Raw genomic sequence first — 13,490 nt, forward strand, 5'->3', positions numbered from 1 at the left:
AGTTTACAAAGAAAGATAACAAAAGTTTCAACAAAATATTAAGAAAATTGGCATGGTGATTGTTTCAAAACTTCTCTGTATAAACTAAAAACTATTATGATGAAAAAAACAGTACTTGTAATTTTATGTATAATCGCATTTTCAGGAGTTAAAGCTCAACAAGTTAAATTTGGAGTTAAAGCAGGGTTAAATGTTGCTACAATCCATGGAGATAACTTAAATACCGATTCTAGATTGGGGCTTCATGCAGGGGGATTAGTAGAATTGAAGTTATCAGATTCATTTTCTATTCAACCAGAAGTTTTGTACTCACAAATGGGGACAGAAAACGATGTTAATAAATTAAAAATAGATTACATTTCGTTACCAGTCATGGCTAAATACTATATTGTTGATGGTTTTTCCCTTGAGTTAGGTCCTCAAATATCATTTTTAGTAGATGATGTTTTAAAAACAAATGATGGTACAAGCTTAGATCCAGATGTAGAAAACTATGATTTGAGTGCAAACCTTGGTTTAGGTTACCAATTTAAACAAGGCTTATTTGTGCAAACACGATATAATTTAGGACTAACAGCAATTCAAGAAAATCCTGATATTAAAAACGGGTCTTTTCAAATTTCTGTTGGATATCAGTTTTAACAATATAAAAACCTCTCTTTTGAGAGGTTTTTTATTAAGTAGTACTTTACTTTTCTAAAGAGTACTTTAGCTCAATGTCTGGATCCATTTGGTAAGTGTAAATAATTGAATTAAAGTGAAAAGGATGCTCAATTCCCATTTCAAGAGGAATTGTTAGAGAAGACTCATTTCTTGTCAGCCAAATATTACCATAAACATGCACCAATGTGTCCAATAGTAAGTAATTGTACTGTTCTATGTTTAATGATTTTACAGCTACTTTTTTATCAGGTAGTTGAGTAGGAACTATTGTGTTTACTGTATTTAATGAAATAGCTTCTCTAACGTCAATAACGGTATCAACTTCAACAGGTGTATGCTTAGTGTCAGCAATAAGATCGGTAGCTAAACTCATTTTTATCAATACATTTTCTGGAATTACAGCAGTATCTTTTGGTAGTTGAGGAAGCAAGTTGAATAAAATAGGAACATAGCACTCTCTATATAACAAAGCATCCAACGTTTCACTAAAGAGTATATGATACTTTTCAGGTTCAGGTATTTTGAAAGTAACAGCATCAGCAGTATAGTAGTTTGTTACATAATTAGTAAGCTCCAGTTTTTTTATAAGGTTTTTAGCATACTCTAAAGATTTATCATTAATTTCTAGTAAAGAAAATTGTATTTCTTCAGGGCTAAAAAGTGGAGCAATTAGAGTAATAAACGGAGCATAGGGTCCACAACCAGCATAAAAAACACGGATCGTTTCATTAGGGTAATTTTGTTGCTTTTCTTTAATCGCCATTACCATAGCTTTTAAAAACTTTACAGTTCGTTTGTAATCTAGCAAACATTGTGCAGCATGATTTAATCCTAAAGCTTTTCCTTTTGCAGTTGTTATGGAGGCTAAGTGCTCTATATGATTATCGAATCCAGTGAGCTGAGTTAATTCTTTAAAGTAAGCGTGTATTTCGTTTATTAAATTTTCAATTTCAGATTGTTCAATAGAGTTTTTAAGTAAGGTAGATACTTTTCCTTTAATATCTAAAGTCGTTATATTTTCGCTCATAAGTAGGTTAGTTGTTGAGCTCCCTAAATTAGAAAAATAGAATTAGTTAAAAAAGAAGCTAATGAAGTTATGTTAACAGTTTTAGAGACTGAAATTAAATCATTTATTACTCAAAAATAGGCAGTAAGGATATTTTTCAGTTTTTATAATAACTCAATTAATATTTTGCGAATAACACCAAATAAAAGAATTAGTAAAAGCACATAGCGTTTAATAATCATGATGTGTATGTAGTAACGTTAAAAGTAATTTTGATGTACATAGCACATTAGTACAATATAAAAACTCTCTTATTTCAATTTTAAACCTTACAAAGCTTAAATGCTTGTGAGGTTTTTTGTTTATTTAAGTCTTTATAAAGTATTAAAAGAACTAAACTTTTTACTTATCAACAATAACTGTAAATTTGCATCCTTTAAAACAAGCGATTACAAATGCAATACAATCATCAAGAGATAGAAAAAAAGTGGCAAAAGTACTGGGCAGATCAAGGTACATTTAAAGCTGAAAATAATTCTGATAAACCAAAATATTATGTGTTAGATATGTTTCCTTATCCATCAGGAGCAGGGTTACATGTTGGGCATCCATTAGGGTATATCGCCTCAGATATTTATGCACGTTACAAGCGTCATAAAGGGTTTAATGTATTGCATCCACAAGGATATGACTCTTTCGGGCTGCCTGCTGAACAATATGCGATTCAAACAGGGCAGCATCCAGCAATTACTACAGAAACGAATATTAAAACTTACCGTCGTCAGTTAGATAATATTGGGTTTTCGTTCGATTGGTCTCGTGAAGTACGTACTTCAAATCCAGAATATTATAAATGGACACAGTGGATTTTTATTCAACTGTTCAATTCTTGGTACAATAAAGACACAGATAAAGCAGAAGATATTGCAACCTTAGTAGCAAAGTTTGAAGCAGAAGGAAATACGAATGTAAATGCAGTTTCTGATGAAGATATAACTATTTTTTCTGCCGAAGAATGGAAAAACTTCTCTGACAAAGAACAACAAGAAATACTATTACAATACCGTTTAACATTTTTATCTGATACTGAAGTAAACTGGTGTCCGGCACTAGGAACAGTATTAGCAAACGATGAAATTGTAAACGGAGTTTCAGAACGTGGAGGGCATCCTGTAGTTCGTAAAAAAATGACCCAATGGTCTATGCGAATTTCTGCGTATGCACAACGTTTATTAGACGGATTACAAAATATTGATTGGCCACAGCCATTAAAAGATAGCCAAACTAACTGGATCGGTCGTTCGCAAGGAGCGATGGTTTCTTTTGATGTGGATGGACACGATGCTAAAATAGACGTATTCACAACACGTCCTGATACTATTTTTGGAGTGTCTTTTATGACCTTAGCTCCAGAGCACGATTTAGTGTCACGAATCGTGACTGATGAGCAAAGAAAGGCTGTTGAAGAATACATAGAGGCTACAGCAAAACGTTCTGAGCGCGATCGTATGGCAGATGTAAAAACCATTTCAGGTGTGTTTACTGGTGCGTATGCATTGCATCCGTTTACAGGAAAACAAGTACCTATTTGGATTGGTGATTATGTATTAGCAAGCTATGGTACAGGAGCGGTAATGGCGGTACCATGTGGTGACCAACGTGATTATGATTTTGCAAAACACTTCGGATTAGAGATTCCAAATATTTTTGCAGATGTTGATATTTCTGAAAAAGCAAACGATGCTAAAGATGGAATTAAATTAGCAAACTCTGATTTCTTAGATGGTTTAAATTATAAAAAAGGAATGAAAACTGTAATCTACGAATTAGAAAAACGTGGATTTGGTTACGGAAAAATAAACTATCGTTTACGCGATGCAGTATTTAGTCGTCAACGTTATTGGGGAGAACCTTTCCCTGTATATTACAAAGACGGAATGCCACAAATGATTAATGCGAAGCATTTACCAATTGTATTGCCAGAAGTTGAGAAATACCTACCAACTGAAGATGGAAAACCACCGTTAGGGAATGCTGAGGTTTGGGCATGGGACACAACAACAAACACTGTTGTTGAAAATAGCAAGATTGATAACGAAACTGTTTTCCCACTAGAGTTAAATACAATGCCAGGGTGGGCAGGAAGTTCTTGGTATTTTAACCGTTATATGGATTCGAATAACGAAGGAGAGTTTGTAAGTAAAGAAGCGGTTGACTATTGGAAACAAATAGATTTATATATTGGAGGTTCAGAACACGCTACAGGACACTTATTATATGCGCGTTTTTGGCAAAAATTCTTATTTGATAGAGGATTGTTACCAGTAGATGAGTTTGCTAAAAAACTAATCAACCAAGGAATGATTTTAGGAACTTCTGCTTTTGTTTATAGAGTAGAAGGCACAAATACATTTGTTTCTAAAGGGTTAATAGGAGACAAAATAGTACAACCTATTCATGCCGATGTTTCTTTAGTAAATTCTTCTGATGAGTTAGATATTGAAGCGTTTAAAAAGCATCCATTAAATGTTGATTTTAAAGGTGCAGAATTCATTTTAGAAGATGGTAAATACATTGTAGGACGCGAGGTTGAAAAAATGTCAAAATCGAAATACAATGTTGTAAATCCAGATTTAATTTGTGAAGAATACGGAGCAGACAGTTTACGTTTATTCGAAATGTTCTTAGGGCCGTTAGAACAAACAAAACCTTGGAAAACTTCAGGGATTTCAGGAGTGTATTCTTTCCTAAAGAAATTATGGAAATTATTCACAGATGAAAACGGAATCAATGTTTCTGATGCTGAACCAACCAAAGACGAATTAAAAACCTTACACAAAACAATTAAAAAAGTAGAAGAAGATATTGAGAACTTCTCGTTCAACACATCCGTTTCTACTTTCATGATTGCGGTAAATGAGTTAACAGCGTTAAAATGTAACAAACGAGCTATTTTAGAACCATTGTTAGTATTAATTTCTCCGTATGCACCACATATTGCAGAAGAATTATGGAGTCAGTTAGGACATGATGAGTCTATTGCAACCGTAGCTTTTCCAAAATTTGAAGAGAAGCATTTAGTTGAAAGTTCTAAGAACTATCCAGTTTCTTTCAATGGTAAAATGCGTTTTACCTTAGAGTTACCGTTAGATATGAGCAAAGACGAAATTGAAAAAACGGTCATGGCACATGAAAAAACGCAACAACAATTACAAGGAAGAGAGCCTAAAAAAGTAATTATTGTCCCAGGAAAAATTATAAATATTGTAGGGTAAGCTAACCTTATTAATATAAAAAGCCCACAAGCAATTAATTTGTTTGTGGGTTTTTATTTTTAAACTAAATTCGCGCCTTGTAAAAACAAATTAAAATTTCAACGAATGAAAAAGATTTTTAAAATTAGTTATGTGGTTTTGATGTGCCTAACTTTAGTAATGAGTAGCTGTTCTGATAGCGATAATGATCCAGCTGGAATTGCAAACACAAAATTATCAGGAAACGTATTTGGAACAAGTTTTACGGCAGAAGGTGGTAAAGCATTTATGTCTGGAAATAATGAACTTTCAGTACATATTACCAATATACAAGCAGATTGTAGTTCAGATATTTTTGATTACGAATTAGAGATTTCAACTTATGTGAAAGCAGAGTTAGGAACTTATGATAATGTGAATGTAGTTTTTAGTAAGAAAGGATCTAACCCTTTAAACTTTTTTCAAGGAGTTGCGGAGGTAGTAAGATTTACAAATAATGAACTAACCATAAAAATAAAAGCAAATTCAAGTGCTGATAATTCAATAGAAGGATTTTTTACAGTTCCTTTTTGTGAATAATAGTTAAAAATATTGTTTATAAGAAAGCCTTTACATGCATGTAAAGGCTTTCTTATTTTATGTGATAAAGTCAAAAACTTTTCTCAAATTTGCTTTCTAAAAAAATAAAATATGAAAAAAGTATCCCTTAACAATTCATGGATTTTTGCAATAATTCCAATTGGTATTTTCATTTTTGTAGCATTTCCACAGTTACAAAACGTGTATGAAGCGTTTCATAAAAGAGAAATTGAAGTACAGCAAAGTGTACGAGAACTAGACTCATTACAACAGCTTACAAACCCCACAAGAAAAGATTTAAATGATATAAAACGTCTTGAAATTACTGTTCCAGTTCATAAGTTAAGTATAAGTAAACAACGATATACTTACTATAAAACTGGTGGGATGTTAGCGGTATTAGCTTTTATGCTTATAGGTATGTTTGGTTCTAGTTATTGGGCAAAAAGAAAGAAAAACTCACCAACCAATAAACAAATAGAGTTTTCTTTTGGTGACTTTACAACCGATGCTATTGGGCAAAACATTTCTTGGAGTGCTGTTAAAGGCTCAGGAAGTAATTTTTTAAGTGAACGCTTACAAAAAACAGCTTTTGGTTATAAAATAACCTCTAGCTCTTATTTGAAATTTGCAGCTTGGAGTTTCCTTTTAATGGGGTTAAACTATGTGGTTTGGTCTTTTATAGAATTTTTTGAATTTTCAAAAGAACCTTTAACATTTATGCATGGAGGAAAGATGTTTTTTACTTCAGGCGGTCCTTTTTTATTAGTAGGTGTTTTCTTATTATTTTCTTTTGGAGCCAAAGCATTTTTATACTCACAAAAAAGGAAAGTATTAGTTGATGGTGAAATAATACCTTTTCAACAAGTGTATGCATTACAAGTATTGTCAAAATTTGTTGAAGGAAATAAGTCAGGAGGTTATTATTGTTATGAAGTTAATTTGGTTACTCAAAATGGAGAGCGTCATAACTTACTAAATCACGGTGATAAAGAATACTTGTTAAGCGATATGGTAAAAATAAGTAGATTTTTAAAAGTACCTGTTTGGAATAATGGAGTAGCTTAAAGTAATTTATAGGTATTTGATAAACTTTTACTAATTTACACAAATACAAATCGTAAAAGCTGACATTATTTTATCCTGTAAAAAAAAATCATCCAATACATGTTACTTTTCTTCAGTAAGGGAGATACCTGAAAATGTTTGGAAAGAGCTTCAGTGTACAAATAGCTTATACCTCCAGCCAGAATATTTGGAGGCTCTAGAAAAGAACAATAAACAAATACAGTTTTCTTATATTTTATTGTTTGATGAAAAGCAAGAAGCGATAGCTTTTGCTACCATTAAGTTAGTTGATTTTTATTTAGACAGTGTTCAAAACGATTTACAATCGATTGTAGAATGGATGCGTTGTATGGGGAGGAAATTACACTTATTGTCTTCTCAAAAACCCTTTAAAATACTTACATGTGGTAATACTTTTGTAAGTGGTGAACATGGAATTTTTATAAAACCTAATCAAGATAAGAAAGAAGTAGTAATACAATTAGCTAAAGCTATTATAGCCTTTGAAAAAGAGATTTCAAAAGAAACAATAGATGCTTTTATGTTGAAAGATTTTGTGAACGAATCTCTTTTTATTACTGATGCACTACATAATGTTGGTTATAATTCTTTTAATGTGGACCCTAATATGGTATTAACATTAGAAAGTAATTGGAATACTTTTGAAGATTATTTAGCGGCATTAAAAACAAAGTATAGAGTAAAAGCTAGAAAGGCTTTGAAAATGAGTACAGGTATACAAACGGAAGAGATAACAATTGAATCTTTAAAACAATTATTGCCCGAAATGGCGTTACTATATAAGAACGTATCAAATAAGGCGAGTTTTAATTTAGGGTACTTTAATATTGAAACGTACATGTGTTTAAAAAAGAACTTAAAAGATGATTATGTTATTAAAGTATATTGGTTAGAAGATAAGTTAGTTGGGTTTTTATCAGGAATGATAAATCAAAACTCGTTAGATGCGCATTTTGTAGGGATTGATTATACAGTTAATAGAACCTATGCAATTTATCAAAGAATGTTGTATGATTATATTTCATTGGCTATTGATAGAAATATAAAAGCCATAAACTTTGGAAGAACAGCTAGTGAAATAAAAAGTTCTGTAGGAGCAGTGCCTCAAGACTTAACAATTTATTTACGACATAGAAAAAGTATTCCAAACCGTATTTTAAGTTTATTTTTGAATAGAATTCAGCCAACAGAATTTAGGTTAATAAAACCTTTTAAAATAAAAAAAGTATAAAGAATTAGATCCTCTTTATTGTATTAACAAATGAAAAACACACAAGAATTATTAAATATACTTACCCTTGACGATTTAGGTGAAGGGAACTTTAACGGAGTAAGTAGAGATATAGGAAGCCCAAATGTTTTTGGTGGTCAAGTATTAGCACAAGCTTTAAATGCAGCTTATAGAACAACACCAAAGGAACGTATTTTACACTCGTTACATTCATATTTTTTAGAAGCAGGGAATTTAGAGTTACCTATAACATATAATGTACAAACTATCCGTGATGGAGGTAGTTTTTCTACGCGTAGAGTAACAGCGCATCAAAAAGATAAAACAATTTTTATTTTGTCTTGTTCATTCCATAAAAAAGAAGATGGTTACGAGCATCAAAAGCCAATAAAAAAAGACTTAAAACAACCAGAAGAGTTATTAAGTTGGACAGATATGCTGGATCAGTTTGGAGCTTTTTTACCAAAGAAAATGAAAGACTTTTTAAGTATTGAGCGTCCTATTAATTTTAAACCAGTACAAATTGTAAATCCGTTAGACCGAAAGGATTTACCACCCGTAGTTGATGTTTGGTTTAAATTAAAAGGAGAAGCATCTGATTTACCACTAGGAATTAAACAACAAATATTAACTTATATATCGGACTATAATATTTTAACAGCTTGTTTAAATCCAAATGCAAGTGTAGCCAATTTTGGAAATACACAAATGGCAAGTTTAGATCACTCCATGTGGTTTTACCGTGATTTTGATTTTAATGATTGGATGTTGTTCTCTGTTGAAAGTCCTAATACTAATGGAGCAAGAGGTTTTGCTTGTGGAAATATTTATACTAGAGATGGTAAATTAATAGCTTCAGTTGCGCAAGAAGGTTTGATGCGTCCTATGAAGAAGAAGTAATAGTTAATATAGATAAGAAATAAAAAAAGCCGAGTTAATTAACTCGGCTTTTTTTGTTTGATTAAGCTTCTATTTCAGCTGTTTTTGTACTGATATGAAACTCTTCATATGTTTCTAGTAAACTCATTAATCCAGATACTAAATCTTGTGTCTCAATTAAAATACTAAAGTATAATGTAGTATTCTTTGGACTTGTTTCATCTGTTCTAATACGTTCTACTTGTTTTTCTATAGATTTAGATACATCTTTTAACAACTCTTTCTTTTCGTTAATAATATGTCCTAAATTATCAAAACTTCTATTTTCAAAAGTATCACCAATATCAGCTAATAGCTTAGAAAGTGTATTGTCAATACTTTTAAGATCTTTAATTTGTCCTTTTTTAAGGTTTTTATGGTTGTTATTAACGTGCTTGTAAGTAGCTCTAGAGATGTAGCTAATAGACTGAGCAACGTCTTGTAAATACCCTAAAATTAAAATATAGAATCTACTTGCTTGTACCGAAGTATCGTCTAAAGACTTAATAAAGTAGAATACACCGTCTTTTAAGTTATCAATTTCATCATTTAGTTTTGTAACGTGTTTATCAGTTTTACGTAATTTAACTAAATCGTGTGTGGCAAGGTCTTTTACAACGCTTGAGTATAATTTATTAATACGATGAGCAACACCAGCAATATGATCTGAGCTTTCTTCAATCACACCGTTAATGGTGATTAATTCTGCTCTCTCCATATGTACTTGTTTCTTCTCTTCTTTAGATTTTTTTCTGTGTTGTAAAGTGTTTCTTGCAATTAAAAGAGCAACCACTAATAACAATACAGGAATCATTACCATATCCCAGCTAATTAAGTAAGCTACTAAAGCTGCAGTTAAGAAAGCTGTAATCGCTGTTAAGAACCATCCACCAATAACATTAATTACACCAGCAACTCTATAAACAGCACTTTCACGTCCCCAAGCTCTATCAGCTAAAGAGGTACCCATTGCAACCATAAATGTTACATAAGTGGTAGATAATGGTAATTTCATTGAAGTTGCAATAGAAATTAAAATACCAGCAACAATTAAGTTTACAGATGCTCTTACTAAATCGAAAGCAGGCATTTCGTAAGTTTTGTCTTTAGGTAATTCAATTACAGGTTTTTGAAACTTTGAATCGATAAAGTTTAAAGTCTTTTTAGGTATAATAGCACTAATACCTAGGTTTACTCCCATAGCTGCTCTAACTACAACTCTAGATAATGGGTTCGGTTGAAATTTTTCATGTCCGTCTCCTTGGCGAGATAAATCAATACCAGTTTTAATTACATTTCTAGCTTTGCTAGAAGTCCATAAAGTGACAACCATTACTGCTCCTGCTAATAATAATAACCATACGTTAGAAGGTACTTTCTTAGCTAAAATTCCCATAGAGAATGCATCAGGTGCAACACCAGATACTTCCCAAGCTTGGTATGAGTTCCAAGCAGCAATTGGTACACCAATAAAGTTTACTAAATCGTTACCAGAAAAGGCCATTGCTAAAGAGAAGGTACCTACACCAATAATCAATTTTAAGATATTGACTTTGAAAAAATGGATTAATACTTGAGATATAGCACTCCAAAAAACAAAGCCTCCAGCAATTATAACAAGTGTGTTTCCTTCAACTAAATGTTTTATATCTTTATAAAAAGGAGTTCCTTTCATTCCTTTAACAAAGATAAAATATGTAATAGCCGTAATTGCGAAACCACCAAATAAAGCATTGATGTAACTAGCTCTTTTTTCAAAATTAAACGAATAAATTAAACGAGAAAAGAACTGTACAATTGCACCAACAGAAAAAGCAACTACTACGGAGAGTAGAATACCATTTATAATCTGAATAGCTTTTTTATGATTAATGTAGTTCCAAATGTCTGAAATTGATTGAGCTTCGTTAGCTGCAATTTTAATTAATGACACACAAACAGCTGCCCCTAATAATTCAAATACAATAGAAACTGTTGTTGAGGTAGGCATTCCTAATGAGTTAAAGATATCTAATAGTAAGATATCAGTAATCATAACAGCCATAAAAATAAACATGATGTCTTGGAACATAAACATGCTAGGGTTAAAAATACCCTTACGTGCTACTTCCATCATACCGCTTGAGGTAACTGCTCCAAAAAACACCCCAACGCTCGCAATTATCATAATATTTCTTACTTTAATTGCTTTAGAACCAATTGCTGAATTTAAAAAGTTAACAGCATCGTTACTAACTCCCACAACCAAGTCTACAATAGCTAAAACAGCCAAAGCGACTAGCATCAAAATATATGGATCTCCCATTTTTTAGTTTTTAATTAAGTTTTGCAAATTTAGTTACACAAGAACGCTCTCATGTTATGTTTATGTTATCATTTAAAGGTGTATGTCTACCTGTAATCTATACATCAATTGATTTGTAGCTGTTGCTATATCTAAGTAACTAATATCGGTTTGTACTTTTAATTTATGACCAACAATGTACTTTGATAATCCTATTGTGTATTGATTTTCAGTTCCTTTTCCTGTAATGTTTTCGTCTAAAGAAATGTTAGTAAAACGACCAGATACTTCCCAGTCTTTAGCAAATAAATACCCTGATTGAAGGTTTAAACCACTTCCTACTTGTACAATTTCTCCTGTAAGAGTTCCATCTGAGTTTTTTGCGAAAGGATCTTCGGCGTCTCGGTATGAATATTCTCCCATAAAAGAGAATCCTTTATATTTAAACATAGCATCCATAAAAAAGGTTGATATGTTTGTTTGATAGTAACCTTCATCATTAACCATATATGTACCTTGGTTACTTCTAGTTTTTACGGCATTGTTATTAAAGTCATAACTCATACCAATAGCAAGTTTAGGTGCTTGCTCTCTTTTTAAGTCTCCACCTATATAATCTCCTTTGCCTTCAAACTTTCCAAAAGGTAAAAATTCTAGATGAGCAGTATATTGATGTCCGCCTAGGTTTCCTACAGTAACATTTCTTCCTTCACCTTGAGAAAAAGCTAAAGCTTCTCTAACAATAAACTTATCAGATAAATTAAAATGATGTCTTAACTGTATTCCCATATCTCTATCAATATTAAAACGTTTGTTTAATAAAGAACGATCTACTAATTGCATATTAGCAGAAGAAATAACACGTTCACGGTTTCCAGGTAGTTTGGTTTGTCCAAACCATAATTCAAAATTTTGATGGAAGTTCCACTTTAGAACTGCATCTAAAATGTATCTTGGGGCGTTTCCTGTATGTTCTGAAGCGCCACTAATATCTCTATTAGATAATCCAAGTTCCATTTTATATTTTAATTTAGGAGAAAAAGCAAATCCTTTAAATTTTAATCGAGCTCTTCTTACTAACATTGAAGATGTTGGGTTATATAAACCATCTTTGTTGGAATCCCATTCTGCTGTTGCTAAAAATTGCATTCTAGCACCCATATTCATAGACCAAGTACTGTCTTTTCCTACTAGATTAAATATACCCTTTCCAAATTTTGGTGCGTTTGTTTGTTGTGCATGTGTGTAGAGTAACACAAACATACTTACAGACGTAAGTACTGTTTTATAGTTCATTAGATGTTGTTTATTAGTTTTTGTCGCGGCAAATAACTAACCCTTATGTTAACTTAGTGTTAATCTAATATTAAAAAACTGCCTTGTTTTCAAGGCAGTATATAGTGAGTCAAATAAATAGTCGACAAAAACTAATAAATTTATAATGACTACTCCTCTTTTAGAGGTGAATCAAAAGTATTCTCTTTTTTTAATATAAATATTAAGTACAATTTAATAAACTGTTATGTGATGTGAGGGTTTAAGTTAATAAAAAGTTACGAAGTTAAATGTAGTCGGTTATTTTTTTAGGCCCCTCAAGAACAGATCTTGTAATTTGCATAGTACCATCTTCTTTAGTTACTACATGCCACTTAATAAGAGTTATTTCATTATTCTCAATTTCTAAACCAGTTATGCATCTAGGGTGTACACAGCTACCATCATTAAAATGTGGAAGTTTGTTTTTTGATGGAAATCTGGGGCGATGTGTATGTCCTGTAATAATCATTTGATTATTATTACTCTTAATCCATTCTTCTAAACGGCGTTCTACCTTTATTAATCCTTTAAAGTTTTGAGCAGGACTTGTGGGGTCTTTAATTCCATGTATTTGTAAAGGTCGCCATAAAACACGAACCAAAAACCTGCTGAATTTCCAAAAAGTATAATTAAACCAATCTGCTTGATGACCGTGGAGTAAGAAGATAGATTTACCATCTTCTTGTACCAGTTTAATTGCTTCAGAAAAAGAAGCATTTGGCATTAACTCTTTTTTCTTTCCGTCAATAGTGTCGTAATAAGAATTAAAGTTTTTAGCAACATTTTTAGGCTTTCGATAATTCATATCATGGTTTCCCCAGATAAAATATAACCTGTTTTGTTGGTGAAACTTTTGGAGTAATAGGTAGATGTATTTATTGGCATTGAAAATATTTACAAATTTATTTTCCCAAAGTTCATCACCATCCCCCAACTCTATATAAGTGAATTCTTTTTGTAAATATTGAGATAAAGCATAATGATATATTTTTCTATTACGAGCAAAGTCATCAGCAAAACTGTTGTCACCTCTATGGCAATCAGAAAATAAAATATATTTAGAACTCTCATTTAAAGGTAGCTCCTTTGCTCTTTTAAAAGCTCTGTTTATTCTATGATTTGAAGACATTGGTAGTAGAAGTTTATGCG

At 31.8% G+C, this 13,490-nt stretch carries 10 protein-coding genes; 6 read left to right on the top strand and 4 right to left on the bottom strand.

Going from position 1 to position 13,490, the window contains the following annotated elements:
• Positions 1–99: 99 nt before the first annotated feature.
• On the top strand, positions 100–642 hold the full coding sequence (locus LCI24_RS02655; protein WP_274639037.1) for a porin family protein: 543 nt from the start codon (positions 100–102) through the stop codon (positions 640–642).
• A gap of 46 nt (positions 643–688) precedes the next feature.
• Here the strand turns inward: LCI24_RS02655 and LCI24_RS02660 are convergent, their stop codons facing one another.
• Entirely contained in the window at positions 689–1,690 is a 1,002-nt protein-coding gene (locus LCI24_RS02660) for an SAM-dependent methyltransferase (protein ID WP_274639038.1), read from the bottom strand.
• Positions 1,691–2,124: 434 nt separating this feature from the next.
• On the opposite strand from LCI24_RS02660, the gene leuS reads away from it, so the two are divergent.
• The 5 genes from leuS to LCI24_RS02685 all read left to right on the top strand — a co-directional run bounded on the left by leuS (position 2,125) and on the right by LCI24_RS02685 (position 8,722).
• Positions 2,125–4,944, top strand: coding sequence for a leucine--tRNA ligase (gene leuS, locus LCI24_RS02665; protein WP_274639039.1), 2,820 nt, complete (start codon positions 2,125–2,127; stop codon positions 4,942–4,944).
• Between the two features lie 105 nt (positions 4,945–5,049).
• Positions 5,050–5,502: a hypothetical protein gene (locus tag LCI24_RS02670; protein ID WP_274639040.1), complete on the top strand. Its 453-nt coding sequence runs from the start codon at positions 5,050–5,052 to the stop codon at positions 5,500–5,502.
• Positions 5,503–5,613: 111 nt separating this feature from the next.
• Positions 5,614–6,570, top strand: a complete 957-nt coding sequence (locus tag LCI24_RS02675) for a hypothetical protein (RefSeq protein ID WP_274639041.1) — start codon at positions 5,614–5,616, stop codon at positions 6,568–6,570.
• Positions 6,571–6,757: 187 nt separating this feature from the next.
• Positions 6,758–7,822, top strand: coding sequence for a GNAT family N-acetyltransferase (locus LCI24_RS02680; protein ID WP_274639042.1), 1,065 nt, complete (start codon positions 6,758–6,760; stop codon positions 7,820–7,822).
• Positions 7,823–7,852: 30 nt separating this feature from the next.
• Positions 7,853–8,722: an acyl-CoA thioesterase gene (locus tag LCI24_RS02685; protein ID WP_274639043.1), complete on the top strand. Its 870-nt coding sequence runs from the start codon at positions 7,853–7,855 to the stop codon at positions 8,720–8,722.
• A gap of 61 nt (positions 8,723–8,783) precedes the next feature.
• Here LCI24_RS02685 and LCI24_RS02690 read toward each other — a convergent pair whose 3' ends face one another.
• The 3 genes from LCI24_RS02690 to LCI24_RS02700 all read right to left on the bottom strand — a co-directional run bounded on the left by LCI24_RS02690 (position 8,784) and on the right by LCI24_RS02700 (position 13,470).
• A complete protein-coding gene (locus LCI24_RS02690; protein ID WP_274639044.1) occupies positions 8,784–11,045 on the bottom strand; it encodes an inorganic phosphate transporter in 2,262 nt (753 codons plus the stop codon).
• Between the two features lie 72 nt (positions 11,046–11,117).
• The gene (locus LCI24_RS02695) at positions 11,118–12,320 is read right to left on the bottom strand and encodes a porin (RefSeq protein WP_274639045.1); all 1,203 of its coding nucleotides are present in this window, start codon (positions 12,318–12,320) and stop codon (positions 11,118–11,120) included.
• Between the two features lie 265 nt (positions 12,321–12,585).
• The gene (locus tag LCI24_RS02700) at positions 12,586–13,470 is read right to left on the bottom strand and encodes a metallophosphoesterase (RefSeq protein ID WP_274639046.1); all 885 of its coding nucleotides are present in this window, start codon (positions 13,468–13,470) and stop codon (positions 12,586–12,588) included.
• Between the last annotated feature and the right edge of the window lie 20 nt (positions 13,471–13,490).

The organism is Tenacibaculum larymnensis, assembly GCF_028829235.1.
Lineage (GTDB): Bacteria > Bacteroidota > Bacteroidia > Flavobacteriales > Flavobacteriaceae > Polaribacter > Polaribacter larymnensis.

Bases quoted from the DNA above. Each gene is read 5' to 3' on its own strand.
- LCI24_RS02670 (WP_274639040.1), top strand. From the start codon at position 5,050: ATGAAAAAGATTTTTAAAATTAGTTATGTGGTTTTGATGTGCCTAACT.
- LCI24_RS02660 (WP_274639038.1), bottom strand. From the start codon at position 1,690: ATGAGCGAAAATATAACGACTTTAGATATTAAAGGAAAAGTATCTACC.
- LCI24_RS02695 (WP_274639045.1), bottom strand. From the start codon at position 12,320: ATGAACTATAAAACAGTACTTACGTCTGTAAGTATGTTTGTGTTACTC.
- LCI24_RS02675 (WP_274639041.1), top strand. From the start codon at position 5,614: ATGAAAAAAGTATCCCTTAACAATTCATGGATTTTTGCAATAATTCCA.
- LCI24_RS02700 (WP_274639046.1), bottom strand. From the start codon at position 13,470: ATGTCTTCAAATCATAGAATAAACAGAGCTTTTAAAAGAGCAAAGGAG.
- LCI24_RS02685 (WP_274639043.1), top strand. From the start codon at position 7,853: ATGAAAAACACACAAGAATTATTAAATATACTTACCCTTGACGATTTA.
- LCI24_RS02690 (WP_274639044.1), bottom strand. From the start codon at position 11,045: ATGGGAGATCCATATATTTTGATGCTAGTCGCTTTGGCTGTTTTAGCT.
- LCI24_RS02655 (WP_274639037.1), top strand. From the start codon at position 100: ATGAAAAAAACAGTACTTGTAATTTTATGTATAATCGCATTTTCAGGA.
- leuS (WP_274639039.1), top strand. From the start codon at position 2,125: ATGCAATACAATCATCAAGAGATAGAAAAAAAGTGGCAAAAGTACTGG.